Origin of the sequence: Clostridium swellfunianum, assembly GCF_023656515.1 — a bacterium.
In the GTDB taxonomy this organism is placed as follows: Bacteria; Bacillota; Clostridia; order Clostridiales; family Clostridiaceae; genus Clostridium_AT; species Clostridium_AT swellfunianum.
Map to the genome: position 1 here is coordinate 4,414,293 of NZ_JAMOFV010000006.1, position 14,385 is coordinate 4,428,677.

Annotated in this window: 7 protein-coding genes and 1 other annotated feature; all 7 genes read right to left on the minus strand. The window is 35.1% G+C overall.

Going from position 1 to position 14,385, the window contains the following annotated elements:
* Positions 1 to 126: 126 nt before the first annotated feature.
* The 7 genes from NBE98_RS20945 to abc-f all read right to left on the minus strand — a co-directional run bounded on the left by NBE98_RS20945 (position 127) and on the right by abc-f (position 14,218).
* Positions 127 to 930, minus strand: coding sequence for a DUF368 domain-containing protein (locus tag NBE98_RS20945; RefSeq protein WP_250816945.1), 804 nt, complete (start codon positions 928 to 930; stop codon positions 127 to 129).
* Positions 931 to 1,286: 356 nt separating this feature from the next.
* Positions 1,287 to 2,291 carry a tryptophan--tRNA ligase gene (gene trpS, locus NBE98_RS20950; RefSeq protein ID WP_250816946.1) on the minus strand — a complete coding sequence of 335 codons (1,005 nt, stop codon included), beginning with the start codon at positions 2,289 to 2,291 and terminating at the stop codon, positions 1,287 to 1,289.
* Positions 2,292 to 2,348: 57 nt separating this feature from the next.
* Positions 2,349 to 2,583, minus strand: a binding site (T-box leader).
* An 86-nt stretch (positions 2,584 to 2,669) separates the two neighbouring features.
* Positions 2,670 to 3,044 (minus strand): desulfoferrodoxin, encoded by a 375-nt coding sequence (locus NBE98_RS20955; protein ID WP_250816947.1) that lies wholly within the window; start codon positions 3,042 to 3,044, stop codon positions 2,670 to 2,672.
* A 108-nt stretch (positions 3,045 to 3,152) separates the two neighbouring features.
* A complete protein-coding gene (locus tag NBE98_RS20960) occupies positions 3,153 to 11,768 on the minus strand; it encodes a glycoside hydrolase family 94 protein (RefSeq protein WP_250816948.1) in 8,616 nt (2,871 codons plus the stop codon).
* Positions 11,769 to 11,873: 105 nt separating this feature from the next.
* Positions 11,874 to 12,254, minus strand: coding sequence for a YkvA family protein (locus NBE98_RS20965; protein WP_250816949.1), 381 nt, complete (start codon positions 12,252 to 12,254; stop codon positions 11,874 to 11,876).
* Positions 12,255 to 12,256: 2 nt separating this feature from the next.
* Positions 12,257 to 12,514: a cupin domain-containing protein gene (locus tag NBE98_RS20970; RefSeq protein WP_250816950.1), complete on the minus strand. Its 258-nt coding sequence runs from the start codon at positions 12,512 to 12,514 to the stop codon at positions 12,257 to 12,259.
* Between the two features lie 84 nt (positions 12,515 to 12,598).
* A complete protein-coding gene (abc-f, locus tag NBE98_RS20975) occupies positions 12,599 to 14,218 on the minus strand; it encodes a ribosomal protection-like ABC-F family protein (protein WP_250816951.1) in 1,620 nt (539 codons plus the stop codon).
* Positions 14,219 to 14,385: the final 167 nt, after the last annotated feature.

The following is a 14,385-nucleotide window of genomic DNA, read 5'->3' on the forward strand; positions in this document are numbered from 1 at the left end:
CAATAAATAAAAATAGTGTTCCTCGTGGAGCCTAATATTTTTATTATCTCCTAACGAGTACACTATTATTAAAGCAACTGCTTTGCCAATCTATTTGGTTAAAAGCGTATTATTATTGGTTATAATCTAAATTTCCTTCTTGCTTAGCCAGTTTATTAACAGGAATCCAAGTGCAAGAGCTAATAGTGAAGTAACTATTGACATACCTGAAGGCACTCCTGGGAATACAGGCAATAGTGAACCTAAAACAAAACCTATAATAAGCATATAAGTTTTGCTTGGATGCTTCTCTAAAAGTTTCTCGATAGTTTTAGCAGTTCCTAATGTTCCCAATGCAACACCCAATCCTAATGGAATTAAGAATGGAATATTTCTAGTATTAATAGCATTCAAGGTAACATTATATAATCCTAATACATAAAGCATAAAGGAGGCACTTATTCCAGGTAAAATTAGCGCTATAGCTATAACAATTCCACCTATGAAAAGAAAGATTATACTTAATAAGTCCTGTCTAGTTGCCAAAGTAGTTGTAGCACTTGGCTCCCAAGCCATTACAAGAACTATTACTAATCCTACCACAAAATAAATCCAGTCGGTCTTGCTTCTAGTTCCTGATGCTGCCTTCTTAAATAAGACAGGCAATCCTCCAAATATAACTCCAATAAAGAAAAATCCCATAATAAAAGGATATTTTGTAGTTACATTTTCAAGAAGCCTGCTGAATAAAGCTATACCAACAAGACCTCCAAATCCAATTTCTAAAAGTATAACAATGTGCTTTCTCCAGTTACTAAAGAATGAACTTACAGCATGTATTAAATCATCATAAACTCCTAGTATTACCGCCATAGTACCACCGCTTACACCAGGTACTAGTGTAGCTATACCTATAGCTAAGCCTTTTAAAAAGTTAACTAAATATTTCATTTTGACCTCCTATGTAATTAAAGACTCATAGTATATTTTCACACAAATTTGATTATAACCTTTTTTAAATATCATTTCTACATATTATTCCTTAAACTTCTCTAAACAAAATCTTAAGAAGCCTAATTAGATTTTAATTTCCTTCTATCCTTTACTAATATTAAGCCTCTAAGACACATTCTAATATCTTTTTAAATTATTATTTGTTCCTTTATTCAAATATTTATATATTCCTATATCATTTTTTTACATCAATTTATAAATATAAAAATCATGCAGCAAATACCTTTGTCTATTAGATTTGCTGCATGACTTACAGATTAATTACTTTTTAATATTGCCTAAATCATAAATATTTATCTAGCTGCAGGGATAAAACCAATTTTTCTCTGCATCTTGGATAATGTTTTGCGAGCTGAATATTCGGCTTTCTGAGCGCCAGTTTTATAGATATTTTCTAGGTATGACTTGTCAGCTAAAATTTCTTTAACCTTCTTTTGAATTGGCTCAAGCTCACCTACTATTGCCTCTCCTACATCATTTTTAAATTGAGCATATCCCTGACCAGCATACTTGTTTTCTATTTCTTTTGGAGTTTGACCTGTTATTGTACTTAATATTGTAATTAAATTTTTAACCCCTGGCTGTTCATCGCTGTATCTAACTTCTCCTACACTGTCAGTTACAGCTCTGCTCACCTTCTTTCTTATAACCTCTGGTGGATCCATAATTAAAATATAGCTGTTTGGATTATCCTCAGACTTTGACATTTTCTTTGTAGGCGTTTGTAAATCCATTATCTTCGCTCCAGTTTGAGCAATGTACGGCTCTGGAATTACAAAGGTTTCACTATATAGTCCATTGAATCTTTGAGCGATGTCACGAGCTAGCTCAAGGTGCTGCTTTTGATCGCTTCCTACTGGCACTAAATCTGTCTGGTACAACAAAATGTCTGCCGCCATAAGCACAGGGTAATTGTATAACCCAGCAGCAATAGATTCTCCATACCTTTGTGACTTATCCTTAAATTGTGTCATTCTGCTCAGCTCACCCATATAGGTATAGCAGTTTAACAGCCATGCTGCTTCAGAGTGCGCTGGAACGTGGGATTGAATAAATATAGTATTTTTCTCTGGAACAATTCCAGCAGCGATATATATAGCCATAACCTCCAAGGTTCTAGCTCTCAAATCCTTCGGCTCCTGTTTTACGGTTATTGCATGCAAATCAACAACACAAAAATAGCAATCATATTCATCTTGAAGCTTTACCCAATTCTTTATAGCTCCTAAATAATTACCTAAAGTTAGTTGCCCAGATGGTTGAATTCCACTGAAAATAACCTTTTTCTTCTCATCCATGCTTAATTCCTCCATTTTAAAAATTTACATTAAAAAAGCCCTAAGGCATTTTACAAGCCTTAGGGCGTAATTTACGCGGTACCACCTAAATTCGAAAAGCATATAGCTTTTCCTCGTTACAGATACAATAATATCCTGCCTTTATAACGTAAGGCTTACGTGAAAGACTACTAAAATTCATCCCCAACCTCTGAGACCCATTCAGCTTAAGCATAAATGCTGCATTTTCACCAACTGCAGCTCTCTGTGAATCTGTTTTTAAACTTACTTGCTTCTCTTCTAACGGCTTTATGCGATTGTCTTTATCTTATAATATTCCCAAATAAAAAGATTGTCAACAATATTATTGACAATCTTTTGAAAAATTATTTACTTGTCTTAGGCCTTCCATAAGCCATGAAGGTTGCAGTATTCTCTTACTGCTAATACTTCTTCATTTATAGCAAAGAAAGCTTCTGGCTTTTCTCCTGGCTTTAAATATTTTCTATATATCTTATTTGCTGTTTGAACCTCTATCCACTCAATATAATGATTTTCAAGCATTGGGTGGTCCACTGATCCAACTTTAATTAATATACCATCTTCTACTTTCTCAGCAACTGGAACATGCTTTTCCTTAGCTGCATCTGTAGTGTTTTCTACCATTAGCTTCATAGGCTGCTTGCAGCAGGTTAAGGTTCCACCAGAAGCATGAATTACTTCTACCATGTTTCCGCAGATCTCGCATTTAAAAACTTGTTTTAGTTCTGTCATAACCAATTCCCCCTATACATTAAATAAAAATTTAACCACCTTTATATTATAATATATAAAGATGGCTAAATATTACTTTAGTTCCATTGTTTAAATTTTGTTTACTATTTAAATATTTACTTCTACAGTATGATCTCCTGCTTCCATGTATGGTATTATGCTGTCTTCAAGAAGCTTCCCATCAAGATAGATTTCTTTTTTATCTCCTCTTTTAATCTCAATGTGATATGAACAATCACCTTTTTGATAGTAAATTTGGTAGCCTTTCCACTCCTCAGGGATTACTGGTTCAACAGTGAAGCCTTTATTGCCTTTCATCTTTAGTCCAAGTATCCCTTCAATGCCAACCCTATACATCCAGCCTGAAGCTCCAGTATACCAGCTCCAGCCTCCTCTGCCTTCATGTCCTTCAGTAGCATATACATCTGCAGTCATAACATAAGGCTCAACCTTGTATCTTTCATAATCAAGATGAGATTTAGCATGGTTTATAGGATTAATCATGTGGTAAATCTTCCACGCCTTATGACCGTATCCAAGTTTAGCAAGAGCCAGAACCACCCAAGTTGAAGCATGGGTGTACTGCCCTCCATTTTCTCTAACACCCGGCACATAACCTTTGATGTATCCAGGCTCAAGCTTTGAATTATTAAAGGCTGGGGTTAATAAAAGCACCATTCCTTTATCTTCTTTAACTAGGTGTCTTTCTAAAGCTTCCATAGCCTCCTCAACACGCGAGCGTCTTCCAGCTCCAGATATTACAGCCCAGGATTGAGACAAGGAATCTATCTGGCATTCATCATTTTCCATAGACCCTAGAGGAGTTCCATCGTCAAAGTAAGCTCTTCTGTACCAACCGCCATCCCAAGCATTCTTTTCAAGATTCTCTCCAATGAACTCTTTCATCTCCTCATATTTAACTTCTCTTTCCTTGTCACCTTTATAACTGCACAGTTCTTTAAAGTTATCCAAAATGCTGTAAAGGAACCATCCGAGCCATACGCTCTCGCCCTTGCCTTCATTTCCTACTGTACTCATACCATCATTCCAGTCTCCGCTGCCCATTAAAGGTATGTTGTGTTTTCCAAACTTTAAGGAAATTTCTATAGCTTTTATACAGTGCTCATAAATGGTTCCGCTCTTGTCTGATGGTGGACTGATTTTATATCTTTCATCCTCCCCTTCTCTTAAAGGTTCGTCTTCAAGGTAGCCAACCACTTCGTCTAAGATACTATAGTCACCTGTAGTCTTTACGTAATCTATAGTTACATAAGGCAGCCATAAAAGGTCATCTGAAAATCTTGTTCTAATACCACTGTTGACAACAGGATGCCACCAGTGCTGAACATCTCCTTCAACAAACTGCCTCGAAGCACTGTGGAGTATCTGCTCCTTTGTGTATTCAGGGTTTAGATAGCCTATAGCCATAACATCCTGAAGCTGATCTCTAAAACCTATTGCTCCACCTGACTGATAGAATGCTGTTCTAGACCAATATCTGCAGGATAAAGTTTGATACATAAGCCACCCATTAAGCATAATATCCATGGTTTTGTCAGGTGTTTTGACTTGAATTCTGTGCAACAAGCTCTTCCAGAAGTTTTTAACTTCTATAAGCTTTTCTTCAACTCTTTCTATATTGCTAAACTCCTTAGAAATTTCTTTAATTTTATCTAAGCTTTCATTTTGACCAAGCATAACTATAAGGTGCGCTACTTCATCTGGTGCCATGGTTATCTTTGCATTGGAGGCAAGACAAGGGTCGTAGCCTGCACCAACTTCATTTGATAACATTTTATATTTTAATGCCCGAGGAGTATTAGCGTCTCCATTTCTTCCTAAAAATTCAATTCTATTACCTGTATAGGACTCCTCACTCCCTCCTGCTATCCTAAGATAAGCATAAGCTCTTCCAAAGTGTTCGCTATATGGATTTTGTGCGTAAATAAAGTTTTTATCTTCGTCCAGGTAGCTAGATATATATTGAGCTGTTTGCTGTGGAACTACACCTAAAACTAACTGTGCATAATAGGTTAATGATAATTTTCTCTCCTGCTTGCTATTGTTCTTTAGGTTTATTAAACAAAGCTTAACACTTTCATCCATAGGAGCAAAAACAGTCATCTCTCCAACTATTCCATGAGCCTGGTGTTTAAAGTTTGAATAGCCATAGCCATGCTCAATGATATATTCTCCACTTCCTCTTAAAGGCTTAGGAGTTATACCCCAAAGCTCCCCTGTCACTTCATCTCTTAAATATAAGGCTTCAGTAGGAGGATCAGTTACAGGATCGTTTGACCATGGAGTAATTTTGTTTTCTCTGCTGTTTTTGTACCAGGTATAGCTGCTTCCACTTTCTGAAATATGGAAACCAAACTGTCCATTAGATATAACATTAATCCAAGGTGCAGGCGTGTTTCTATTTTCTTTAAGAATTATAGTATATTGATCATTTTCTGTATCGAAACCACCAAGTCCGTTAAAGTATTCTAGTTCCAAATGCGGGAAGCTGTGTTGAACTATATCGTAGCTTTGCTCTTTTATGTCCATTAGTTCTCTAGTTTCCTGTGTTTCTTCACTTCCACTAAGCTGATGCATTAGGCTTCCCTTCTCTGAATCAATAACAAGTCTGGCTATAGACATTATAAATTCAACATCTTCTATCGCCATGCTTCCTTTACTGTGAAGGAATACACCTCCAGGCTTGTTTTGCTTATCTCTTGCATGGCTTGAAGATATCAAATCTCTAATTGCATCCTGCAGCGGCTGTGTATACAGCGTGTTTTGAAGATTTATTACAACTAAATCTATTTTTAAACCCTTATTGCTTAAATACTCATGCGCTTGAAGTGCCTGTCTTACCAAGTCCATATCTTCTTCTTTTCTCACAACTACAAGAAGTATTGGCAAGTCACCTGAAATTCCATAGGGCCATAAAGCAGACTGAGACTTTTTAATGTTCTTAATAAATTCTGCTCTGCTTTTTAAATTAGTATTGATAAATAGAATTTTAGAAGCCATATGTTGATACAAATTTGCTTGAGTAGATTTTACACCCAAGTATTTCATCTCAACCTGCGTTTGAGTCCAAGCAAGCTCAAATACTCTATCAACATTGTGCATTTCACTGTATTTTCTTCCAAGCTCAATAGCCTCTTCTCTAGTGTCCGCAACAGCTGTAGTATACGCAATTTTAACGGTTTCACCAGATTTAATCTTAATCCTTCTTCTTATACTTATAATAGGATCTAATACAGCACCAACAGAATTTTTAAGAGGAGCATCATTTTCCATTACCTGAGGATTAGAAACATCTCTTCCTCTTCCTAAAAAGTTTGCTCTGCTGGTTTCATATTGAATAGTCCCCACGGTTTCACCATGAATTGATATTGTCTGAACTACATGAGGTTTTTTCTGACCCTTTGCCCTTGGTCTTCTGTTAGCAATAATGCAGCAAGGATTATCTATAAATTCTGTTCTTATAAATAGATTGCTAAAGGTTGGATGCACAATATCTGCATTATATGGTGCCAGAGTTACTTCGCAATAGCTGGTTACTTCAACTGTTCTTATGTGTTCACTGTGGTTTGTTATGGATAATTTTCTAACCTCAGCATTATCCTCTTGAGAAACTGCAATTTCTGTATGCGTTGAAAGACCGCCATCTTTTCTCTTAAATTCTGCCTTATCAAGAGAAAAAATCACCTCATAACCTTCTCCCTCCTGCTTGCAGGGCTCATAGGAAGCACTCCAGTATTCATTTGAATTTAAGTTCTTTATATAGAAAAACATGCCAGTATTATCTAGAGTTAGATCCTCTCTCCACCTATAAACAGTCATATCGTTAAGCTTCCCATAACCGCTTCCGCTATTAGTAAGCATAATAGAATATGCACCATTGGAAAGCAGATGTGTCTCAGGCATTGGTGTATTTGCAGTATTAAAGGTTCTAACTACAATATTTTGTTTTTCTGTAGTTAAATCAACAACTTCAAAATTCTGTTCTCTATCATACACTACTCTTTTTGAAACTCTTTCCTGAAGTAAAAGCTCGGTTGCTTTTATCTGAGGGATTCTATGAAAACGCTCCTGAAGTATATTATTGTTTAAAACATTGTTAAGAGCCATTAGGCTCATTCCTTCATGGTGAACCATAAAACACTTAATTAATGACTTTTGCTTTCCCTTTGGAATCCTTTCTTTCGTATAATCTGCAGCTTCATAAAAACCATATCGACCTTCCAAACCTTCTTCAATAAGCCTCTTCATGTTATCTATAGCTCCATGCAAGTCTACTTGCAGCGCCATAACAGTAGAATATGGTGATATTACAAGCTCATTTGCAAGACCTCTCTTAAGTCCGATACCTGGAATACCAAAAGCTTTATATTGATAATTCAAGGCTGGGTCAAAGGTATTGTAAGCAGATTCAGAAATACCCCAAGGCACTTTTCTTTCTCTTGCATACTTTTTTTGGCCTTCAATAACTGCTCTATAGGTTTCATTTAAAAGTGAATCAGGATAATTCTTCATTATTAATAGAGGCATAAAATACTCAAACATGGTTCCGCTCCAAGAAACTAATCCTTTACTTCTTCCCATCAATGTCATAGCTCTACCTAGTCTAAACCAATGTTTATGACCAATTTCTCCCTTTGCTATAGCTACAAAACTAGCCTGCCTTGATTCAGAAGCCAATAGATCATAGTGAGAATTTCCTAAAGTATCCTTCTCCACATCATAGCCAATAGCAAACAGCTCTCTATTTTTATCATAGAGCATTGTAAAGCTAGTTTCTTCAGCCATTTTGTTAAGTCTGCCTTTTATATTTTCAATTCTAATTAATATATCCTCTATCTCTTTCTTACCTTTCTCTAACAGCAGTTCAAGCTTCTCTAACCACTCTCTTCCTTCAGAACTTGCTTTTGGAAACTTTATTTTATCAAGCTCTTCATTAAATTTTTTCAAGGAAGTTTGCCTTGGTAATAGCTTAAGCATATCAATTAGGTTTTTCATGTCTTCTGGTGCTTTAATAATGAGTTCAGTCCATGGAAACAGCTTCTGAATTTCATCAATGTATCTGCTTATATCATGTTTAGCCTTTAAATTCCAATATAAATTTTCACAACCCTCTATTTTTTCTACTTCAATTATCTTATTATAAATCTCCCACAAGGTGTCTTTCCATCCAACTATATCCAAGGGGGATTTTTTTATATTATCTATTATCATAGAGTAGAAATCTTTAATTCCTGAAGCTTTTTCAATATCTAGACTACTTAGCTCCAAGGTATCGCAAATACCTTCCAGTTTGTTGCTGGATAATATAGGAGCATTACTATATTCCTCCAAACTCTCTGCTGCTAACCATAAATATCCTACAAGATTTCCACTGTCTACTGTTGATACATACTTAGGATTAAGAGGTTTAGCAGTAACTGTATCATACCAGTTGTAAAAATGACCTTTATATTTCTCTAAGGCTTCCATACCCTTTAGTATTTTATCCAGTCTTTCTACTGTCTCATTAATTCCAATATACCCTAAATCATAGGCAACTAAGTTTGAAGTTAACCCCATGCCCATGTTCGTTGGAGATGTTCTTGGTGCAACACCATTAGGCGGTTCCTCTTGAAAATTATCTGGAGCTAAGTAATTATTCTGCTCATTAACGAAATCCTCAAAGTAAGCCCAGGTTTTTCTACTAAACTTCCTAAGCAGCTTAGCTTCTTCTTTACCAAGCTCAACTACTGCTGCTTTTTTGTCCAGGCTAATTAAATAAGCTATAAGCGGACTTATAAGCCAAAACAAGCAGGAAGGCAGCATCAAAAATCCTGAACTAGTTGAATTATTAAAAGCTAAAGCTAATATTAGAACTGCTATTAAGCTGCCAGGCCACATGGAAGCTATAAAGTTTTCTGCTTTTCTTCCTAGCTTTGCTTCTACATCGGCAGCTGTCTGCCATTCTAACAGCTTTCTCTTGCTTATTTTAAGTCTGTAAACTGTCCTTACTATTGCATCCATCATTAGATAGGCTTGATAAGGCAAGAAGCAGAAGATCAAAAAAATCTGTTCTACTGCCATTTTTCCGCTATTTATTCTTCCTGACAAACTTATTCCCTTTATTGGTGCTGCAACGGCTTCAGAGACATCAAACAATATGGGGCAAAGTAGCGCAAGCACTGATATTATCAGCCATTCATCACTTTGTGGTAATATCCAAAAAGCTAGAATAACTAAAAGAATTATAGACGGAGTCAAAAGACTTCTCCTTAAATTGTCAACTATCTTCCATCTTGATAAAGCATTTAGAGGAGATTTTTTAGTTATCCATCCAGCTATTTGCCAGTCTCCTCTTATCCATCTGTGAAGCCTCATAGAACTCGAGTTATAGTAAGCAGGATAACCATCAATAAGCTCTACGTCAGTAACTAAAGCTGTTCTCACATAAGAGCCTTCTAGTAAATCATGACTAAGAACTTTATTTTCTGGAATCTCATCCTTAAGCATGAAGTTAAAGACATCTACATCATAAATACCTTTACCGGTAAAAATACCCTCTCCAAAAACATCTTGATACACATCTGACACAGCAGTAGTGTATAGGTCAATACCTGTTTCCCCCGAAAAAATCTTAGAGAACATAGTTTTATTTGCTGCCATTATCCCTACACTGACTCTAGGCTGCATTAAGCCATAACCTCTTAAAACCTTTTTGTTTTCATAATCTATATGGGGTTTGTTAAGCATATGTGTCATTGCTCCTATTAGCTTTCTTGCAACGCTTCTTGCTAATTCCGTATCTGCATCTAGGGTTATAACGTATTTTATATTTTGAAGCTTTGCTATACTTCCGCTTATAACATTATAGCTTGTGGATGTATCTCCTCTTAGAAGAGCATTAAATTCCATAAGCTTGCCGCGTTTTCTTTCCCATCCAAGCCAAACTTCTTCCTTTTCGTTATACTGTCTGTATCTATTTAGAAAATAAAAAATATCTTCTCCGTTATGAGAATACTTTTTATTCAGAGTTTCAATATCATTTAGTGCTGCTTCAACTATGATATCGTCATCTTCTTCCCTTTCGAAAAAACTGTCTTTAAAATCCCCTAAAAGCGCAAAATATAGATTTTTTTCTTGGTTTGCAAGATAATAAACTTCCATATCACTTATTAGTTGATGTACTCTGTCTTCACTATTTAGAAGGGTCGGAATAACAACTATAGCACTGTTTTCTTCAGGTATTCCTTCCTTTAGTTCAAGTTTAGGAACAAACCTAGGAGAAGTTAACCTGTTAATACTCCAGTTTAAAACTGAAACAACTATCTCACTGCAGGGTATTAAAAGTGCTAGTGCAGCAATTACATATTTCCATATTGGTTCGCTTCTGCCGTAGCTTACTATTCCTATTGCCAAGGAGCATATTAGAAGTGTGCCAAACAATATACTTCCGATATAGAAACTGACTTTATGTCTTCCTATGAGCTCCTTTATTCTTCTAAGCCCTTTGTAATGATAATTAAGGGAACCAATCAGTCTTCTTACACCCTCATCTAGAAGATAATAACCAACATGTTTTTCATAATCTATACTATCTCCAGCAGCTTCTGCGCACTCTACAGCTTTTTTTGCAACCACTGCTTCAGCTAGGTTTACCTGCTCAGCAATTTTCTCAACCTTGTGTCTGTAATTATCTCGTGACTCAAAATCCATAGCCTTATATACATCAGCAGGATCCTCCCTCAAAATTCTTTCAACAAAGCTTAGCTTCTCGAAAGTATTTCTCCAATTAAGTGCACCAATCTCCCTTATGCTTGTTATGGAATTTCCTATGGATATCTGAAATCCTGCCTGCTTTTGATGTTCCATATTTATCATTTTTTCAGCTGTAGTCTGCTGAAATTCAAGTTTTTCATCAATCCATTTATATACTTCAAGATTATCTATTCCGTTGTCTCTTAATATCTTTAAAAATCTTTCTGTAAAATGTGAGCTTAATACATCACCATTACCAGCCAAAGTTACTAACTCTTCTTCAAGTTTGTTTTCTGTATAAGCGTTTATTATTCTCTCAGCTAATATATCTCCTTTCTTTTTTTCTTCCTGAGCGTAAATTATTCTTTCAGCTATTTTGCTTATGTTTTGAATTAATGCAATTCTAATCATTATAGGCATAGCCCAAAGCTCACCCATAGTAAGCATAGTGTTTTTCTGATAAGCATTTAAGAAAGTTTCTATTGTGGTTTCATCAACTCTTCCATCTGTATGAGAAACAAGCTCTACTGCTAAATGATAGGCTCTAGGATATCCCTTCAATATACCTTTTTTAATTACAGGCAGCCCTCTATAATAAGAGTTTGGCATGTTATACTTTATATCCTTATATTCTCTTTCTATTAAATATAAATTATCAAGCATCCATTCAGCTGCAGGCACTACTTCTCTTTTATACTTTGCTTCCTTATCTATGTACTCATAGGTCCTTAATATCTTACTATAACTTATGTCCAGGCTCTGCATTAATCTTCTTCGGCAATTGCTTTTTCTTGCAACTGTAGAATAATATTGAGAAATCTGAGCAGCATGCTTTTCCAGCTCTTCTTTATTAACGCTAATTGTAGGAACATCCTCCATTAAGTTATGTTCCTCATCATTTTTATTTCTTAGAAGTGTATAAGCTGCCAGTAATGCTATAAGCGCTATTACTATATAAAAATAGAACATTCCCTCCACTCCTTTAAAGCTTCAATTTTGATAACATGATTTAGTATGCCCGAAGAAGTGGTAAAATATGAACAATAAAACAGCAGCCTGAACGCTGCTGTTTAACTAAAGTATATACTTGTATATGATTAGTCCAATTATAAAAATCCATATGGCTAATATTATAAAGCCTGCAATCCAGTTCTTGGGTTTGTCATCTCTAGCAGCATTTTCTGCTTCAATTCTGCATTCCTCAAGCACATTTTTAGGTATTAATTTTATTACCATATATATTCCCAGAGGAATCAATAACAAATCATCTAAATATCCAAGTACAGGAATGAAGTCAGGTATTAAATCCACAGGGCTTAAAGCATATCCAATAACAATAGCCGCTAAAGTCTTTGTATACCAGGGTACTCCAGGCTTTTTGTATGCTATAGATAATACCCTTAATTCTCTCTTAAGCAGTTTTGTTTTGTGTTTTAAAAAATCTATAATCTTCATATTTATACCTTAGGAATTAAAAAGGATGTTACATACATTTCGCTATCAGACCTTAATGCATGCATAGTTCCTGCAGGAACTATAAAAGCTTTGCCTGCCTCAAGTTTTTCTTCTCCATCAGCAAGCACCCCAAAGCCTTCTCCCTTTACGCAATAGAACACTTCATCATGTTTTGGATGCTGGTGAAGCGGCACTTTCTTATCTGATGGTATGTGGTAAACATTAGTTGCTATTGATGATTTTATATTCTCTAAGTCCATTGTTATTTCCTCCTAAATTGCTTTTGTAAGTACACATTTTTTAAGTGCAAACTATAAATATTATAACTTTACAGCTATTAAATTTTAAGCCTTGATTTTATTTTTGTACATGTTAATTTCTCTTGCAGTAAGAAGAAATTTATCATTTACTATCTGTCTTTCTTCTTCTGTCAACTTATCATTGAGCCGTCCACTTATGAAAGCTAACTCACACTCAAGCCTGCTTATAGTATCCTTAATAGTATTATAGTCCTCACTTAAAGCTTCAGCCTTTCTATCATTTTCAATCTTATTTAAGTATTCCTCATATCCACCTAAATAAGTAGTAAGCTTATAGTTGTTAAGCTGCAAAACTTTATTAGACAATCTATTTACAAAGTATCTATCATGAGAAACAAAAAGCATACTTCCCTGAAATTCTTCTAAAATTTCCTCAACCTTCTCTTTTGACACAATATCCATATAATTAGTTGGTTCATCTAATATCAATAAATTTGCAGAAGATAGTATAAGCTTTGCAAAGGCTACTCTGCATTTTTCTCCCATGCTTAAATTCTTAACTTCTTTAAAAACATCATCTCCTTTAAATAAAAGGCACGCAAGCAGAAGCCTTGCTTCCTTTTGAGTTGCTCCGCTTTCAAGCAAATTATCCAGGATACACTTGTCGTAATTTAAATTTTCAAGCTCCTGAGCAAAGTATCCTATCTTAACAGAAGGATTTACAGTTATGATGCCATCGAAATTCTTATCCAATCCATTCAGCATTTTAATGATAGTAGTTTTCCCTGCACCATTATTACCTAATAGAGCAATTTTATCGCCTCTCATAATGCTAAAAGAGGCTTTAGTTAGAATAGTTCTATCACCATAGCTTTTATACAAATTATTACCTTGTACTAGATACCGTGAAAGTTTAGTATTAACAATGCCTTTATTTAGCAATTCAAAGCAAGCCGCTACCTCTTCTTTTGGTTTCTCTACTTTGTTATCCTCAAGCCTCTCAAGCTGCTTTTCCTTTGCCCTCATAACGCTAACATGCTTTTTAGCTTTGCTTCTTGCAAAATCATTCTGACCAGCAGCCTTATGTGCTTTGTCAAACCAATCTTTTCTATCATTTATTACCTCATTAAGGTGTTTTATATCTCTTTGCTGCTTTTCATATTCCTTAAGTTGATTTCTAATCTCTGATTTCTTCTGTAGCTTATAGCTTGTATAGTTTCCCTCATATTGTCTTAGTTCTTTAGACGAAAGTTCCCAAATCTTATTGGTAGTTTTATCTAAAAAATATCTATCATGTGAAATTATAAGTACTGTCTTTCTTAAGTTTTTAATAATGCCCTCAAGCCAGCTTACACTTTCCATATCAAGATGGTTAGTTGGTTCATCTAAAATCAGCACATCATAGTCTTTATTCAACGTTTCACTTAATAGCTGTTTAGTTTTCTCTCCACCGCTTAAATTTGAGAAGTCCTTACCTTCCAAAGCTTCATTCATATAATGAATCTTTAAATTACTGGGACTATATTTGATACTTCCTTCCTCATATTGTTCCAGCCCAGCTAAAAGCTTAGCCAAGGTAGTCTTGCCAATCCCATTTACTCCTATAAGTCCAATTTTTTCATTATTATTTATTCTTCCACTGATACTACTAAATACAATCTTACCTTCATAATCCTTATATAAATTTTCAAAAATAACGTTCATACAATCATCTCCTTTTAAGATTAAATAGAGATGACAGCCAAAAAATAGTAAAGCTGTACCCGTATTGCAGGATACAGCTACAAGCCATATTAAAATTTTGCCTGTGGGAAATAAACCTGTACGTGTTTTTTAACTATCATCTCTTAAAAATGCGCATAGAAATCCCT

What these genes read in the sequence shown, in the direction of transcription:
- NBE98_RS20945 (WP_250816945.1), bottom strand. Translation starts at nt 930, where the DNA reads ATGAAATATTTAGTTAACTTTTTAAAAGGCTTAGCTATAGGTATAGCT.
- trpS (WP_250816946.1), bottom strand. Translation starts at nt 2,291, where the DNA reads ATGGATGAGAAGAAAAAGGTTATTTTCAGTGGAATTCAACCATCTGGG.
- NBE98_RS20955 (WP_250816947.1), bottom strand. Translation starts at nt 3,044, where the DNA reads ATGACAGAACTAAAACAAGTTTTTAAATGCGAGATCTGCGGAAACATG.
- NBE98_RS20960 (WP_250816948.1), bottom strand. Translation starts at nt 11,768, where the DNA reads ATGTTCTATTTTTATATAGTAATAGCGCTTATAGCATTACTGGCAGCT.
- NBE98_RS20965 (WP_250816949.1), bottom strand. Translation starts at nt 12,254, where the DNA reads ATGAAGATTATAGATTTTTTAAAACACAAAACAAAACTGCTTAAGAGA.
- NBE98_RS20970 (WP_250816950.1), bottom strand. Translation starts at nt 12,514, where the DNA reads ATGGACTTAGAGAATATAAAATCATCAATAGCAACTAATGTTTACCAC.
- abc-f (WP_250816951.1), bottom strand. Translation starts at nt 14,218, where the DNA reads ATGAACGTTATTTTTGAAAATTTATATAAGGATTATGAAGGTAAGATT.